General features: G+C 75.4%; 12 protein-coding genes. 8 read left to right on the top strand and 4 right to left on the bottom strand.

The genetic code is table 11. The features are described from left to right. Positions 1-123 precede the first annotated feature (123 nt). The 3 genes from AB0O82_RS18710 to AB0O82_RS18700 are packed head-to-tail and all read left to right on the top strand — an operon-like array spanning position 124 to position 3,268. A complete protein-coding gene (locus AB0O82_RS18710; RefSeq protein WP_363584948.1) occupies positions 124-426 on the top strand; it encodes a DUF2530 domain-containing protein in 303 nt (100 codons plus the stop codon). Between the two features lie 52 nt (positions 427-478). Continuing rightward, positions 479-2,953: an HAD-IC family P-type ATPase gene (locus AB0O82_RS18705; protein ID WP_363584946.1), complete on the top strand. Its 2,475-nt coding sequence runs from the start codon at positions 479-481 to the stop codon at positions 2,951-2,953. Positions 2,954-3,010: 57 nt separating this feature from the next. After that, positions 3,011-3,268 (top strand): hypothetical protein, encoded by a 258-nt coding sequence (locus tag AB0O82_RS18700; RefSeq protein ID WP_363584944.1) that lies wholly within the window; start codon positions 3,011-3,013, stop codon positions 3,266-3,268. 64 nt (positions 3,269-3,332) lie between these two features. On the opposite strand, the gene AB0O82_RS18695 is transcribed toward AB0O82_RS18700, so the two are convergent. Further along, positions 3,333-6,629: a molecular chaperone Hsp90 gene (locus AB0O82_RS18695; protein WP_363584942.1), complete on the bottom strand. Its 3,297-nt coding sequence runs from the start codon at positions 6,627-6,629 to the stop codon at positions 3,333-3,335. Between the two features lie 169 nt (positions 6,630-6,798). Continuing rightward, a complete protein-coding gene (locus tag AB0O82_RS18690; RefSeq protein ID WP_363585068.1) occupies positions 6,799-7,680 on the bottom strand; it encodes a DUF3027 domain-containing protein in 882 nt (293 codons plus the stop codon). A 624-nt stretch (positions 7,681-8,304) separates the two neighbouring features. Between AB0O82_RS18690 and AB0O82_RS18685 the strand changes: the two genes are divergently transcribed. The 4 genes from AB0O82_RS18685 to AB0O82_RS18670 all read left to right on the top strand — a co-directional run bounded on the left by AB0O82_RS18685 (position 8,305) and on the right by AB0O82_RS18670 (position 11,864). Then, on the top strand, positions 8,305-9,642 hold the full coding sequence (locus AB0O82_RS18685; protein ID WP_363585066.1) for an MFS transporter: 1,338 nt from the start codon (positions 8,305-8,307) through the stop codon (positions 9,640-9,642). A gap of 72 nt (positions 9,643-9,714) precedes the next feature. Next, positions 9,715-10,245: a hypothetical protein gene (locus AB0O82_RS18680; protein WP_363584940.1), complete on the top strand. Its 531-nt coding sequence runs from the start codon at positions 9,715-9,717 to the stop codon at positions 10,243-10,245. Positions 10,246-10,255: 10 nt separating this feature from the next. After that, positions 10,256-11,020, top strand: coding sequence for a futalosine hydrolase (locus AB0O82_RS18675; protein WP_363584938.1), 765 nt, complete (start codon positions 10,256-10,258; stop codon positions 11,018-11,020). Then, positions 11,013-11,864 carry a 1,4-dihydroxy-6-naphthoate synthase gene (locus tag AB0O82_RS18670; RefSeq protein WP_363584936.1) on the top strand — a complete coding sequence of 284 codons (852 nt, stop codon included), beginning with the start codon at positions 11,013-11,015 and terminating at the stop codon, positions 11,862-11,864. The genes AB0O82_RS18675 and AB0O82_RS18670 overlap by 8 nt, the downstream gene beginning before the upstream one ends. 9 nt (positions 11,865-11,873) lie before the next feature. Here the strand turns inward: AB0O82_RS18670 and AB0O82_RS18665 are convergent, their stop codons facing one another. Beyond that, entirely contained in the window at positions 11,874-12,257 is a 384-nt protein-coding gene (locus AB0O82_RS18665) for a cold-shock protein (RefSeq protein WP_063348207.1), read from the bottom strand. 472 nt (positions 12,258-12,729) lie between these two features. On the opposite strand from AB0O82_RS18665, the gene AB0O82_RS18660 reads away from it, so the two are divergent. Next, a complete protein-coding gene (locus AB0O82_RS18660; protein WP_363584932.1) occupies positions 12,730-12,972 on the top strand; it encodes a hypothetical protein in 243 nt (80 codons plus the stop codon). Positions 12,973-13,018: 46 nt separating this feature from the next. Here AB0O82_RS18660 and AB0O82_RS18655 read toward each other — a convergent pair whose 3' ends face one another. Then, the gene (locus AB0O82_RS18655; RefSeq protein WP_363584930.1) at positions 13,019-13,645 is read right to left on the bottom strand and encodes an HAD family hydrolase; all 627 of its coding nucleotides are present in this window, start codon (positions 13,643-13,645) and stop codon (positions 13,019-13,021) included. Positions 13,646-13,647: the final 2 nt, after the last annotated feature.

Below are 13,647 nucleotides of genomic sequence, written 5' to 3'. Positions count from 1 at the left end.
CCGGGGCGACGGTGGCCGGGCGGGGAGTTTTCAGTATGGTTTCCCGATCGCACACGCGCTATCTTCGCGCGTAGAAGCCCGAGGGCCCCTGAGGGCCGGCCGCCGCACCGTACGCTAGGCCCCATGCCCAAGAAGCCGCTGCACCCCTCGCCCCCTCCGCTGGAGGCCAACGACGTCGCCATCGTCGGCGGCGGCACGGTGCTGTGGTTCGTCGCCTTCCTGGCGCTGCTCCCCTTCCAGGGCACCCTCTCCGACCACGGCCACGGCACCTGGCCGTGGATCTGCCTCTCCGGCGGCCTGCTCGGCCTGATCGGCCTCTGGTACTGCCGCGCCCGACGGGACGCCATCGCCCGCGACCGCGCCGCCGAGGCCGCGAACCGGGCGGCCGGAAACGACGGCCAGGACCCGGCCACCCGGTCGGACTGAATAGTCCTTTAGTAGCACGCACCGGACATAAGGCACCCGTAGAGTCGGTGCCATGACGCAGCCTGCCCACCCCGCGGAAGAGCAGCCCGGCGACGCCGACCGCCCCGACGGTGCGCACCCCCTCGGGCTGCTGCCCGGCCGGCGCGGCGGACTGACCTCCGCCGAGGTGGCCGAACGCGTCGCGCGCGGACAGGTCAACGACGTCCCCGTACGGTCCAGCCGCTCCGCCAAGGAGATCGTCCGGGCCAACGTCTTCACCCGCTTCAACGCGATCATCGGCGTGATGTTCGGGATCATCCTGATCGTCGGTCCGATCCAGGACGGCCTGTTCGGCCTGGTCATCGTGGCCAACACGGCGATCGGCATCATCCAGGAGCTGCGCGCCAAGAAGACCCTGGACAGCCTGGCCCTGATCGGCGAGGCCCGCCCCGAGGTCCGCCGGGACGGCACCGTCGAACAGATCGCCGTCGCCGAGATCGTGCTCGACGACACGGTGCTGCTCGGCATCGGCGACAAGGTGATCGTCGACGGCGAGGTCACCGAGGCGGACGGCCTGGAGATCGACGAGTCGCTGCTCACCGGCGAGCCCGACCCCGTCCTCAAACAGCCCGGCGACCAGGTCATGTCCGGCAGCTTCGTGGTGGCCGGCGCGGGCGCGTTCACCGCCACCAGGGTCGGCCGCGAGGCGTACGCGGCGCAGCTCGCCGAGGAGGCCAGCCGGTTCACCCTGGTGAAGTCGGAGCTGCGCAGCGGCATCAACAGCATCCTTCGCTTCATCACCTACCTGCTGATCCCCACGGCCATCGGCCTGATCATCAGCCAGCTGGCCGTCGAGGGCCGCGACTGGCGCGAGGCCGTGCGCCGGATGGTGGCCGGGATCGTACCGATGGTCCCCGAGGGGCTGGTCCTGCTGACCTCGGTCGCCTTCGCGATCGGTGTGATCCGGCTGGGCCGCAAGCAGTGCCTGGTCCAGGAGCTCCCGGCCATCGAGGGCCTGGCCCGGGTCGACACCGTCTGCCTGGACAAGACCGGCACCCTCACCGAGGGCGGCATGGACGTCGTCGACCTGCGGGTCCTCTCCGACGGCGAGCCCGGCGCCCTCGACCCGGACACCATCAAGCACGCGCTCGGCGTGATGGCCGGCGCCGACGCCCGCCCCAACCCCTCCATGCAGGCGGTCATCGACGCCTACGGGCGCGGCGACGGCGGCGCCCCGGGGGCCGGCGGCGCCCGGGGCGCCGACGGCTGGCGGGTGATCGAGGCGATGCCGTTCTCCTCCGCCCGCAAGTGGAGCGGCGTGCAGCTGCTGGAGCCGCAGGGCGGCGAGGCCAGCTGGCTGCTCGGCGCCCCCGACGTGCTGCTACCCGCCGGGCACCCGGCGCTCACCGAGGTCGACGAGCTGGGCGCCAAGGGCCTGCGGGTGCTGCTGCTCGGCCGCACCCCCACCCCGCTGGACTCCCCCGACCCGGCCGCCGGGCTCGCCCCGCTCGCCCTGGTGGTGCTCCAGCAGCGGCTGCGCCACGACGCCGCCGAGACCCTGCGCTACTTCGAGGGCCAGCAGGTGCAGGCCAAGGTCATCTCCGGCGACGCCGCGGTCTCGGTCGGCGCGGTCGCCGGCCACCTCGGCCTGCCCGGCGCCGACCACCCGCTGGACGCCCGGACGCTGCCCGCCGAACCGGACGCCCTCGCCGACACGGCCGAACGGACCACGGTCTTCGGCCGGGTCACCCCGCAGCAGAAGCGCCAGCTGGTCGCCGCACTGCAGTCCCGCGGACACACCGTGGCGATGACCGGCGACGGCGTCAACGACGTGCTCGCGCTCAAGGACGCCGACATCGGCGTGGCGATGGGCACCGGCAGCGACGCCACCAAGGCGGTCGCCCAGATCGTGCTGCTCAACGACTCGTTCGCCACCCTGCCCTCGGTGGTCGCCGAGGGCCGCCGGGTGATCGGCAACATCGAGCGGGTCGCGGGCCTGTTCCTGGTGAAGACGGTCTACTCGGTCCTGCTGGCTCTGCTGGTGATCTTCACCCACTCGCCGTACCCGTTCCTGCCCCGGCACTCCACCGTGCTCTCCACCCTCACCATCGGCGTGCCGGCCTTCTTCCTCGCCCTCGCCCCCAACAACGAGCGGGCCCGCACCGGCTTCGTGAAGCGCGTCCTGCGGCTCGCCGTGCCGGGCGGCGTCATCGCCGGCACCGGCACCTTCGTCGCCTACGCGCTGGCCCGCGCCGACCACGTGACCGACCTCAAGGCCGACACCAGCGTGGCCACCCTGACGCTCTTCCTGATCGCCATCTGGGTGCTCGCCATCGTCGCCCGCCCCTACAGCTGGTGGCGCCTGCTGCTGATCGGCACCATGGGCGGCGCCTTCGCCCTGGTCCTGCTGGTGCCCTGGCTGGCGGAGTTCTTCCAGCTCTCGCTGGTCGGCACCCGCGACCCCCTGGTCGGCGTCGGCATCGCGGTGGTCTGCGGCCTGGCCCTGGAGATCGCCTGGCGCTTCATGAAGCGCCGCGGGATGGAGTGAGGCCCTGGCACCCCCAGCCCGCAGCCTGGATGATGGATCACGGAAGGGGGTGCCGACATGGCCCGCACAGGTGGGGAAACCGAGCGCGAGACCGGGCAGGTGGAGGCGTTCGCCGCCTTCCTGGCCGGCCTGCTGGCCGCCGGACTGACGGTCCTGGCCCTGATGGGCGGCCGCTGGCTGACGAACGCCGGCGAGGTGACCGCCCCGGCGCTGCCGTGGGTGCCGACAGCCGTGAAGGCCCTGGTGGCGGCCGTCTGGCTGGCCACCACCACCGCCGTCTACCTGCGGTTCAAGCGCCGCGGGCGGGCCCGCTGAGCGCCCAGGTCCTCCCTTTCGGATCACGTCGGATCAGCGCCCGGCGTGATCCGGAAGAGAGTGCCTAGCCCTCGAAGTCCCGCGCCGCGGACAGCTCGTACGCCCGGTCCGGATCGGTGAGCGCGGCCAGCACCTCGAACCGCCGGTGCCACTGCCCGACCGACCAGGCGAGCCCGGCCGCCAGGCCCTCCGGGGTGGCCGCGTGCAGCAGCCCGGGCACCGGCGGGAGCTCGAACTCGTCGTCCTCGTCGGCGGCCTCGGCCGCGTCCGGGTCGTAGGGCGCCTCAGGGGCGTCCGCCTCGACGTCCCAACGCCAGTCCACGGCGGCGTCGTTGCCGTCCGGGCCGACCACCAGCAGCTCCTCGTGCTCCTCGTAGGCGACCGGGCAGCCGGGCAGCAGCTCCCGCACCACGGCGGGGACCCGGTGCAGCACGCCCTCGGAGAGCACCCGCCCGCCCGCCACCTCGCTGGCGAGCGAGACGTGCAGCCGCTCGGCGAGGTCGGCGGCGAGCGCCGGGGCGACCGGCACCAGCGGGTACGGGTGCAGGAGCTGGACGAGGTCGGGCGCGTCGGCGACGACCGCCCTGGAGGCGTCGACGATCACCGTGTGGGCCGGCCGGCGGCCGGTGTCCGGGTCGAGCGGCGGCAGCGCCCGCACCACGTCGACCGGTTCGATCCGCTCGATCTCGACCCGCGCCAACGCGCTGTGCAGGCCGTGCAGTTGGCGGTGGCCGACATCGGAGGCCTGATCGGTGAGCCGGTCCAGCACCTCGTCCGGGCCGTGCGGTTCGGCGAGCAGCGCGGCCAGCGTGGTGCGTACCCCGAGCGCGTGCAGGAACTGCTCGTCCAGGGTCGTCCGGGCCTCGTCGTAGAGGCCGCGCAGCAGCGGGTCGGCACCGGCCGCGCGCAGCCCGGCGGGCTCCCGGCCGTCCAGCACCGGGTGGTCGCGCAGCCACCAGGCGGTGTACGGCGGCAGGTCGGTGTAGGAGCCGTCCGGCAGCAGGGTGCGGACGGGGTTGACCACGGCGTCCCGGTACGGCGGGCGGGAGAGCGCGGCGAGCGCCTCGGGCCAGGCGTCGTCGTCGACCAGGTCGAGGTCACGGACGGCCAGCAGTTCGGCGGCCACCGGCGGGACGCCCACGACGTCGTCGGCCTGCAAGGCTTCGAGGGCGTCCTCGGCCCAGTCGGCGAGGCCGTCGGGCGCCTCGTCGAGCAGCCCGGTGGGGTGGCCGCCGGCCGCGCGGTCGGCGGGCGCGGTGGGGTCGAGCCGTTCCAGGTCGTCCGGGTCGAGCACCACGTCCTCGGCGCGGACGAGGACGAAGTCGGCGAGCACGCCGACGGCGGTGAGCACCTCCGGGCCCCAGCGCTCCAGCAGCTCGTCGTCCACCCAGCCGGCGTCCTCCTCGCGGGCGAGGGCCGCGAACGGGCTGCCGGGCAGGACGAGTTCACCGGCGCGGGCGGGCTCGCCCTCGTCGTCGAGCAGGGCCAGCCGGGCCAGCCAGGGGTGCTCGCCGGCGGTCGGGCCGGCGACCTTGACCAGCGCCAGGACGGCGTCGGCCAGTTCGAGCGCGGCCTCGACGTCGTCCTCGGCCACCTGGTAGGAGCGGGCGACGGCGGCCCGCACCTCGGGGGTGTCGAGCACCCCGGCCGGGGTGGCGGTGCCGGCGCCGAGCTTGGCGAGCAGCGGGTGGGCGGCCTCGGGGTGGGCGAGCCGCAGGTCGAGGGCGGCGAGCGCGTCGGCCAGCGACTCGGGGTAGCCGGGGAAGGCCGCCCAGTCTGCGTCCTCGGAGGGCAGCAGGACGCGCCGGGGCCCGGTGATGGTCCGGCCGTCGGCGAGTGGGACGGGCAGCGCGCCGAGCGCCTCCGGGTCGGCGGCGCCGAGCGCCGCGTACAGGTTGCGCCACCAGGCGGGCTCGCGGTCCAGACCGCCGAGCTGGTCGACCACGTCGGCCAGCGGCACCCGGCGCACGTTCAGCACCCGCAGCTCGGTGCGGCGCTCCAGCCCGGCCGGCAGCAGCCCGGGGAAGATCGGCGCCAACGCCTCGACCACCGAGCCGTCCGCACCCTCCAGCAGGGTGGCGTCCCGGGGGCGCAGCGCGGGCGTGCCCGCCTCGACCGGCGCCGGGTGCGGCAGGAACGGCGTGCCGGGCAGCCGGGAGAGGACGGCCCCGCGGAGCGCGTTGTCGAGCGCGCCCTGGCCGAGCGGCCCGGGGACGAGACCGAGCGAGCCGAGGTCGGCGCCGCGGGCGCGCAGCAGGTCGGCGTAGCTGTCGGCGGCGCGCTCGGTGAGGAAGTCGGCGAGCGCGCCGGGGGCGACGTGCCGGCGGGTGGAGTCCAGCGGGTAGGAGGCGATGAGCAGCGCGGGCAGGCCGATCGGCTCGTCGCTGGGGGTGGGCGCGTGCAGCACCGGCGCGATGCCGGGCGCCTGCGGGGTCCCGTCGGCGGCGACCGGAACGGCCCAGGTGACCGTCCAGTACGGGCGGGCGCGCTCCTCGGTGGGACGGTCGGCGAGCAGCTCGGCGGCCAGGGTGCCGGTGGCGCCGGCGGTCTGCCAGCGGGTCCGCCGCGGCCGGCCGTCCGCGTCGTCGGTCACGGTGACCTCGGTGACGCCGTCCGGGCGGGGCTCGGCGGCGGCGCGGGTGAGCGTCCGGGTGCCCTCCGGGGTCTCCACCACGACCTCGGCGAGGCCGGGCAGGGTGAGCAGCACCGCGTCGTCGATGCCGGCGAGCAGACGGCGGGTCAGGTCCTCGGCGGCGGCGTCCCGCAGCGGCAGCACCACCACCGTGTCGTAGCCCTCGGGGGCCGGGCCCTCGGCGGCGAACGGCAGCCGCAGCAGCGGCACGTGGCCGTCCCGGCGGCGCAGTTCCTCGGCCAGCGCGGGCTGCGCCTGGGCCAGCGCGCGGGCCTCGCCGAGCGACCAGCGCACCCCACCGGCGGCGCCGAGCACGGCGGGCTCGTCGGTGACGGCGAGCACGGCGGCGAAACCGACGCCGAACCGGCCGACGGCGGGCGTCTCACCGCGCTTGGAGGAGGCGCGCAGGGTGGACAGCGACTCGACGGCGGCCGCGTCCAGCGGGGCCCCGGTGTTGGCTGCGGCGAGCACGCCGTCGGCGAGGGTGAGCCGCAGCCGGCCGGGCCCGTGCCCGGCCCGGACCGCCGCGTCGGCCGCGTTCTGCGCCAACTCGACGACCAGGCGGTCGCGGTAGCCGCCGAGCGCGAGTTCCTCCTCGGCGTTGGCGTCCTCCCGGAACCGGGCCGGCGAGGCGGCCCAGGCGTCCAGCACCCGCCGGCGCAGCGCGGCGCTCCCGAAGGGGTCCGCGAGGTGCTCGTCCGTGCCGCTGCCGATGATCCGAGGTTCCACTGGACCTGCCGCCTTCCGCCGCCCTGTACTTCGTACGGGGGGCATTCTCCCCCGCCCCGGCCGCTGCTCCGGACCGCGCCCCCGCCGCCGGGCGCCCGCAGGGCCCCCACCCGCACGAACGCCGCGGCCCGCCCCACCGGTTCGGTGGAGCGGGCCGGAGCACACATCGTCAGGAGTGCCCGAGCTCCTCCGCCGGGGCGTCCGGCTCGACCGAGCCGGAGGTGCGGTCCGGGTGCAGCTGCATCGGCTCGACCACCAGCTCGTCCAGGATCAGCTCGGACGGCGCCGGCGGGGCCGGGATGACGGCCGCCTCGGAGTGCCCGCCGCAGCCGTACGCGAAGGAGACGATCTGCCCGTCCGCCGGCCCGAACTCGTTGCCGCACACGCCGAAGGCCTGTCCGAGCGAGCCGCCGATCGGGATCAGGAAGCCGCAGCTGCCGCACGCGGCGGGCGCGGCCTGCGCCATCGGCGTCTGCGCGCCGTGCGCCTTCTCCCAGCGGTCGGCGGCCAGGTGCAGGCCGAGCCGGGAGAGCACCCGGCTGCGGCCCATGCCGAGCTCCTCGGCGACGGCGTTGATCCGGGCCCGGGCCGGGGCGGGCTGGATGCCCGGGTCGGTGACGACCACGTCCTCCTCGGCCGCGAGGGCGACCGCGGAGTTCGGGGCGGGCTCGTCCTCGCCGCTCCAGCCGGGTTCCAGGCGCGCGTCGTCGGCGCCGGTGGGCAGCAAATCACCCGGGCCCATGTCGCCGGGGCGCAGCCGCTCGCTCCACGGCACCCACTGGGGGGCGAGGACGGCGTCGGCACCGGGCAGCAGGACGACCTCGTCGAGGGTGACGTTCTTGGCGCGCGGGGCACGGGCGACGGTGACCGCCCAGTGCCAGCCACGGTAGGCGGCGTCCAGGCACTCGAAGGTGTGGGTGACGACGCGGTCGGCGTCCGCCTGGGCGCCGAGATGTGGTCCGACGGTCTCCGGGCCGACGGCCTCCTCGGCCGCCTTCCGGGCGAGTTCGACGGCCTCGGCACAGAGCCGATCGGGGGTACGGCTTCGCATCGCAGCACTCACGGCGTCGATTCTCTCCCAGTTCTTCTGTCGCCCACGGCGTGTTGCCTGTTCCGTCGCGGCTCGATAGTCCCTTGTCCATTCTGCGCGACCAGGGGCCGCCGCGGATACCGGCCGCGCCGCTCGTCCGGGCCTGCCGGCGCCCCGGCGCTCGGCGCGCGGCCCTTGGGCAGGCTACCCGCCGGTCGGCGCCCCGGCACAGTCCGGGGCGGTGGCGGCCGTTCCGGGGCCGCGCCGAGGGGGGTGGATTCCCGCGTCACTGCGGCGATTCTGGGGCAGGATGGGCATGTGGCGGACGAGGACCCGTCGCAGCACGCACTGCACGCCTCGCAGGCCGGCAGCCCCGACCAGGCGGACGCCGTGCCGCGACAGCAGTCTCCGGCCCCCGCTGCGGGCGAACCGCAGCCGGGGGGCGATTTCGAGTCGCCCGCCGCCCCCGTGAGCCTCGTCAAGACCGGCGCCGCGATCGCCACCCTGACCGACACCGGCCCAGACCCGGCCGTCCACGCCCGGCGGCTCGCCGCCCTGGACGGGGACCCTGGCGAAGAGGATCCCGAGCCTAGCCGCAACCTCCTGGTCCGGACCGCCTCCGCCGCCGGCGCCCGCACCGGCCGGGTGGTGCACGGCACCGGCCGCCGGATCCGCAAGGCCACCTCCGCGGAGGGCGCGGGCGAATCCGGCCTGGCGAAGCTGATCGAACTGCACGCGCTGAACTCCTTCGGCGACATGCTGATCACCGTCGCGCTGGCCTCGACCATCTTCTTCTCCGTGCCCACCGGCGAGGCCCGCGGCCGGGTGTCGCTGTACCTGCTGATCACGATGGCCCCGTTCGCCCTGCTGGCCCCGGTGATCGGCCCGCTGCTGGACCGGCTGCCGCACGGCCGCCGGGCGGCGATGGCGATGTCGATGCTGGCCCGGGCGGTGCTGGCCTGGACGATGGCCGGGGTGATCACCGGCGGCGGCCTGGCGCTGTACCCGGAGGCGCTGGGCGTGCTGGTGGCGTCCAAGGCGTACGGGGTGGTGCGCAGCGTGGTGGTGCCGCGGCTGCTGCCGAGTCGGCTGTCGCTGGTGAAGGCGAACTCCCGGGTCACCCTGGCCGGGCTGCTGGCCACCGGGGTGGCGGCCGGGGTGGGCGGCCTGCTGCACCTGATCGGGCCGGGCTGGCCGCTGCGCGGCGCGTTCCTGGTCTTCGTGATCGGCACTCTGATGGCCTTCCACCTGCCGCACGCGGTGGACTCCGCCAAGGGCGAGCAGCGCGCCCTCCTGCACTCCGAGATGCACGCCGAGGTGCACGGCGGTGTGCACGGCGGTGTGCACGGCGCGCGGGCGCCGGAGGACGCCCGGGCCCCGAAGGCCTCGCTGCGCACCGTCGGCCCGTCGGTGATCCTGGCGCTGCGGGCGATGTCGGCGCTGCGCTGGCTGGTCGGCTTCCTGGTGATGTTCATGGCGTTCCTGCTCCGCGACGAGCCGATCGGGGGCCTGCGGCCGACGCTGGCGCTGGGCCTGGTGGCGCTGGCGGCGGGGACGGGCAACGCGCTGGGTTCGGTGCTGGGCTCCTGGCTGCGCACCCGGGGCTCGGAGGCGACGGTCACCGCGATGCTGCTGCTGGCGACCGGCGCGACGGCGGCGGCCGCGCTCTGGTACGGCGTGGTGACGGTGGTCCTGGTCGCCGGCGTGGCCGGGGTGGCGGCCTCGCTGGGCAAGCTGGCGCTGGACGCGCTGATCCAGCGGGACGTCCCGGAGGCGGTGCGGACCTCGGCGTTCGCGCGGTCGGAGACGCTGCTCCAGCTGTCCTGGGTGGCCGGCGGCGCGGTCGGCATCCTGCTGCCGCTGAACGGCGTGCTGGGTCTGTCGGTGGCCGCCGGGGTGGTGGGTCTGATGCTGCTGTGGACGGTCCGCACGCTGTTCCGGGTGGGCCTGCGGCGGCGCCCGACGGCGCCCAGGGTGGCCTGAACCGGCCACGGGCAACACGCGGTGGCCGACCCCCGCGTAGCGTGATCGGCGAAGCCCGGTAGATTCTGACGCATGAGCCTCAATACCCGTGCCATCGCCGCCCTCGGCGCCGTCGTCGTGGTCGGTGCTGCCACGGTCGGCACGTCCGTCGCCATCGCGAGCGGCCAGACCGAGCACAGCTCCCACCGCGCGACCCTCACGGTCGGCAACTCCTCGATCGTCGCGGACCCGCTGTGCTTCAACGGCGGCAGCCCGATCACGGAGGACCTGCAGCAGGAGTGCCAGCAGAAGGCCACCCAGGCCCTCGCGGAGGGCACCCTCCCGACCTCCGACGTCGTGGTGAGCGACCGGGTCGGCGTCGGCGTCTCCCCGAACGTGGCCGACAAGGGCTGGTGGGCCTTCAGCAACGGCGGCTCGCAGGGCCAGGGCGGGCGCTACAGCCTGTTCTCCTACGCCAAGGGCCCGACCTTCTCCGGCTCCCAGCCGGCGAGCCAGGTGCTGAACGCCTCCGGCAAGACCCTGGTCACCGTGGTCGAGGGCGACAAGAACTCGGACAACCCGGTCGCCGTCTGGTACTTCCAGCTGAACACCCAGGACAGCTGACGCTCCCGCGATGACCGCACACGCCGTCACGGACGAGCGCGACGAGCAGCCGGGCCCCGACCGGGCCCGGCTGCTCGTCGTCGTCGCGGTGCCCGCCGAGGCCGAGGCCGTCCTGCGCGGCCTGCCCGGCCCGGCCGCCGTGCTGCCGTTGCCCGGCGGTGCGCTGCACCGGGCCGCGGGCGCCCCGGTGGACGTCCTGGCGGGCGGGGTCGGCCCGGCCGCCGCCGCGGCCGCCGCCGCCGCCGCACTGGGGGCGCGGGCGGCCTCGGGGGGCCGCTACGGCCTGGTCGTCTCGGCCGGGATCGCCGGCGGGTTCGCCCCGCACGCCCCGGTCGGCACCACCGTGCTGGCCGACGCGATCGTCACCGCCGACCTCGGCGCCGAGACCCCCGAGGGCTTCGCCGACGTCACCGAACTGGGCTTCGGCACCGTCCGGCACACCCCTCCCCCGGCCGCCGTCGCACTGGCCGCCCGGGCCCTGGGCGCCGCCACCGGCCCGGTGCTGACCGTCTCCACCGTCACCGGCAGCGCCGAGCGGGCCGCCGCGCTGGCCGCCCGCCACCCGGGCGCCCTGGCCGAGGCGATGGAGGGCTTCGGCGTGGCCGAGGCCGCCGCCCGGTACGGCGTGCCGGTGCTCGAACTGCGGACCGTCTCCAACCCGGTCGGCCCGCGCGACCGGGCCGCCTGGCGGATCGGCGAGGCGCTGGCCGCCCTGGAGCGGGCCTTCGCCGCACTGCCCGTCCACGAACTGATCGAGGAGGCCGGCCGTGGCTGAACGGCTGAGCATCGCGTACTCGCCCTGCCCGAACGACACCTTCGTCTTCCACGCCTGGGCGCACGGCCTGGTGCCCGGGGCGGATGCCCCCGAGGTGACCTTCGCGGACATCGACGTCACCAACGGCCTGGCCGAGCGCGGCGAACTGGACGTCCTGAAGATCAGCTACGGCGCGCTGCCCTGGGTCCTGGACGAGTACACCCTGCTGCCCTGCGGCGGCGCGCTCGGGCGCGGCTGCGGCCCGCTGGTGCTCACCCGGCCGGGCACGGACGCCCCCGCGGACCTCACCGGGAAGACGGTGGCGGTGCCGTCCGAACGCTCCACCGCCTACCTGCTGTTCCGGCTCTGGGCCGCGAAGGCGGTGCCGGGCGGCTTCGGCGAGATCGTCGTCCTGCCGTTCCACGAGATCATGCCCGCCGTCCGGGACGGCCGGGTGGACGCCGGCCTGGTGATCCACGAGGCCCGGTTCACGTACCGGCAGTACGGCCTGCACAGCCTGGCCGACATGGGCGAGGCCTGGGAGCAGGAGACCGGCCTGCCGATCCCGCTCGGCGCGATCGTCGCCCGGCGCTCGCTCGGTGCCGAACGGCTGCGCGCGCTCGCCGACGCCGTCCGCGCCTCCGTCCGGCAGGCCTGGGCGGACCCGAGCGCCAGCCGGGAGTACGTGCTGGCGCACGCCCAGGAGATGGACCCGGCCGTCGCCGACCAGCACATCGCCCTGTACGTGAACGAGTTCACCGCGGACCTCGGCGAGGAGGGCTACGCGGCCGTCCGCGCGCTGCTCACCCGGGCCGCCGCGGAGGGGCTGGTGCCGCCGCTCGACCCGGGTGCGCTGGCGTTCTGATCCCCCCGGTCAGACGTCGAACTGGTCGGCCACCGCGCGCAGCAGGCCGGCCAGCTTCTGGCCGGTCGCCTTGGCCGGGTAGCGGCCGTGCTGGAGGCCCGGCAGCACCGCGTCCAGCGTGGTGATCAGGTCCTGGACGATCGGCGCCATGTCGTCGGCGCTCTTGCGCTGGGCGGCGGCCACCGACGGCAGTGCGTCCAGCAGCTGCACGGCCATCGCCTGGTCGCCGCGGTGGCCGGCGACCACGCCGAACTCGACCCGCTGGCCCGGCTTCAGCACGGTGACACCGGCGGGCAGCGCCTTGGTGTGGACGAAGACGTCGCCGCCGTCGTCGCGCGACAGGAAGCCGAAGCCCTTCGTCTCGTTGAACCACTTGACCTGGCCGGTGGGCATCTCGACAGTCCTCGAATGGGTGTGAGGGATCCCGGCCCTGGCCGGGGATCACTGGGTGGTGGGGAAGGCAGCCGACCTCGGCTCGGCGCCCGCGGGCGCTCATGGTCAGCACGCTGTCAGGAGCAGACTAACGGTCCGTCACTGCCTCATCCGCGTTCCGCGAAAGATCCGCGTTCCAAGGCCCGTTGGGGGCGGTACGGGCGCGGCGGTCTCGCGATCACGGGCGACCCGGTACTGGCACGGCCGGGGCGCGGCTCAGCACGGTCCATCGGCTCACACCCCCGGGTCTGAGGAAACGGGGCGCACCTGTCGCACCCCTCGGCACCCCCTGCATACCCCCGCCCAGCAGGGATCAAAACGTTCAGCTTCCGAGAAACTGCGCAACGTGACCGGACCGCTCCGGTGGCGGGGGCCGGCGGCCGCTCTGCCAGACTGGACCGACCGCCCGACCAGCCCCGAGGAGCGAGCAGACGTGAGCAGCCAGAGCGCCGACCCCGGCGACGTGTACGTCAAGGCCGGAACGATCGTCTTCGGTCTGGGCGCGCTCGCCACCCTGGTCACCTTCGTCCCGCTGTTCCTGCACCTGACGCCGCTGCCGACGGCCGCGTACTGGCTGAGCATGCTGATGCCGGCGGGCTTCCTGGCCGCGCTGACCGGGCTGCTCCTGAACGCGCGGGCCCAACGGCGCCGGGTGGAGTCCGCGGGCGCGTCCTAGGACCCGGCCCCGGGGCGTGGCTCCGGGCGTGCCCCGGGGCCGGGGCTCAGTCGGCCAGGTGGGCGTCGAGCCAGGCCGGGAAGCCGGTGAGGTCCGCCAGCACCACGTCCGCCCCGGCCGCGCGCAGTTCGTCCGCGCTGTACGGGCCGGTGGCCACGCACACCGCGACGGCGTCCGCGTGCCGGGCACCCCGGATGTCGCCGAGGTGGTCGCCGACGTAGACGCTCGCGCCGTGCTCGCGCAGCGCCTCGCCCTTGGTCTCCGCCCAGAGGTCGCCGACCAGCGCGTCCGCGTGCAGCCCGGCGTGCTCCAGGTGGAGGCGGGCGTTCGGCTCGTACTTGCCGGTGATCACCGCGACCCGGCCGCCGTGGTCGCGGACCGCCTCGACGGCGGCGTGCGCGCCGGGGAGGGCGACGGTCGGGGCGAAGGCGAGGTCGCGGTAGAGCTCGCGGTAGCGGGTGACGGCGCGCTCCACCTCGTCCTCCGGGAACCAGTTGCGGATCTCGTCCAGCAGCGGCGGGCCGAGCCGGGTGACCACCAGGTCGGCGTCGATGCGGGCGCCGGTCTCGGCCGCGAGCGCCAGGTAGGTGGCGTGGATCCCCGGCCGGGTGTCCAGCAGCGTCATGTCGAGGTCGAAGCCGACGGTGAGCGGGGCGGTGCGGGTCTCGGGCATGC

Origin of the sequence: Kitasatospora sp. NPDC088264 (assembly GCF_040685715.1) — a bacterium.
Lineage (GTDB): Bacteria > Actinomycetota > Actinomycetes > Streptomycetales > Streptomycetaceae > Kitasatospora.
Note: the sequence above shows the minus strand (reverse complement) of the source record. Positions and strands in the feature narration are given on the sequence as shown.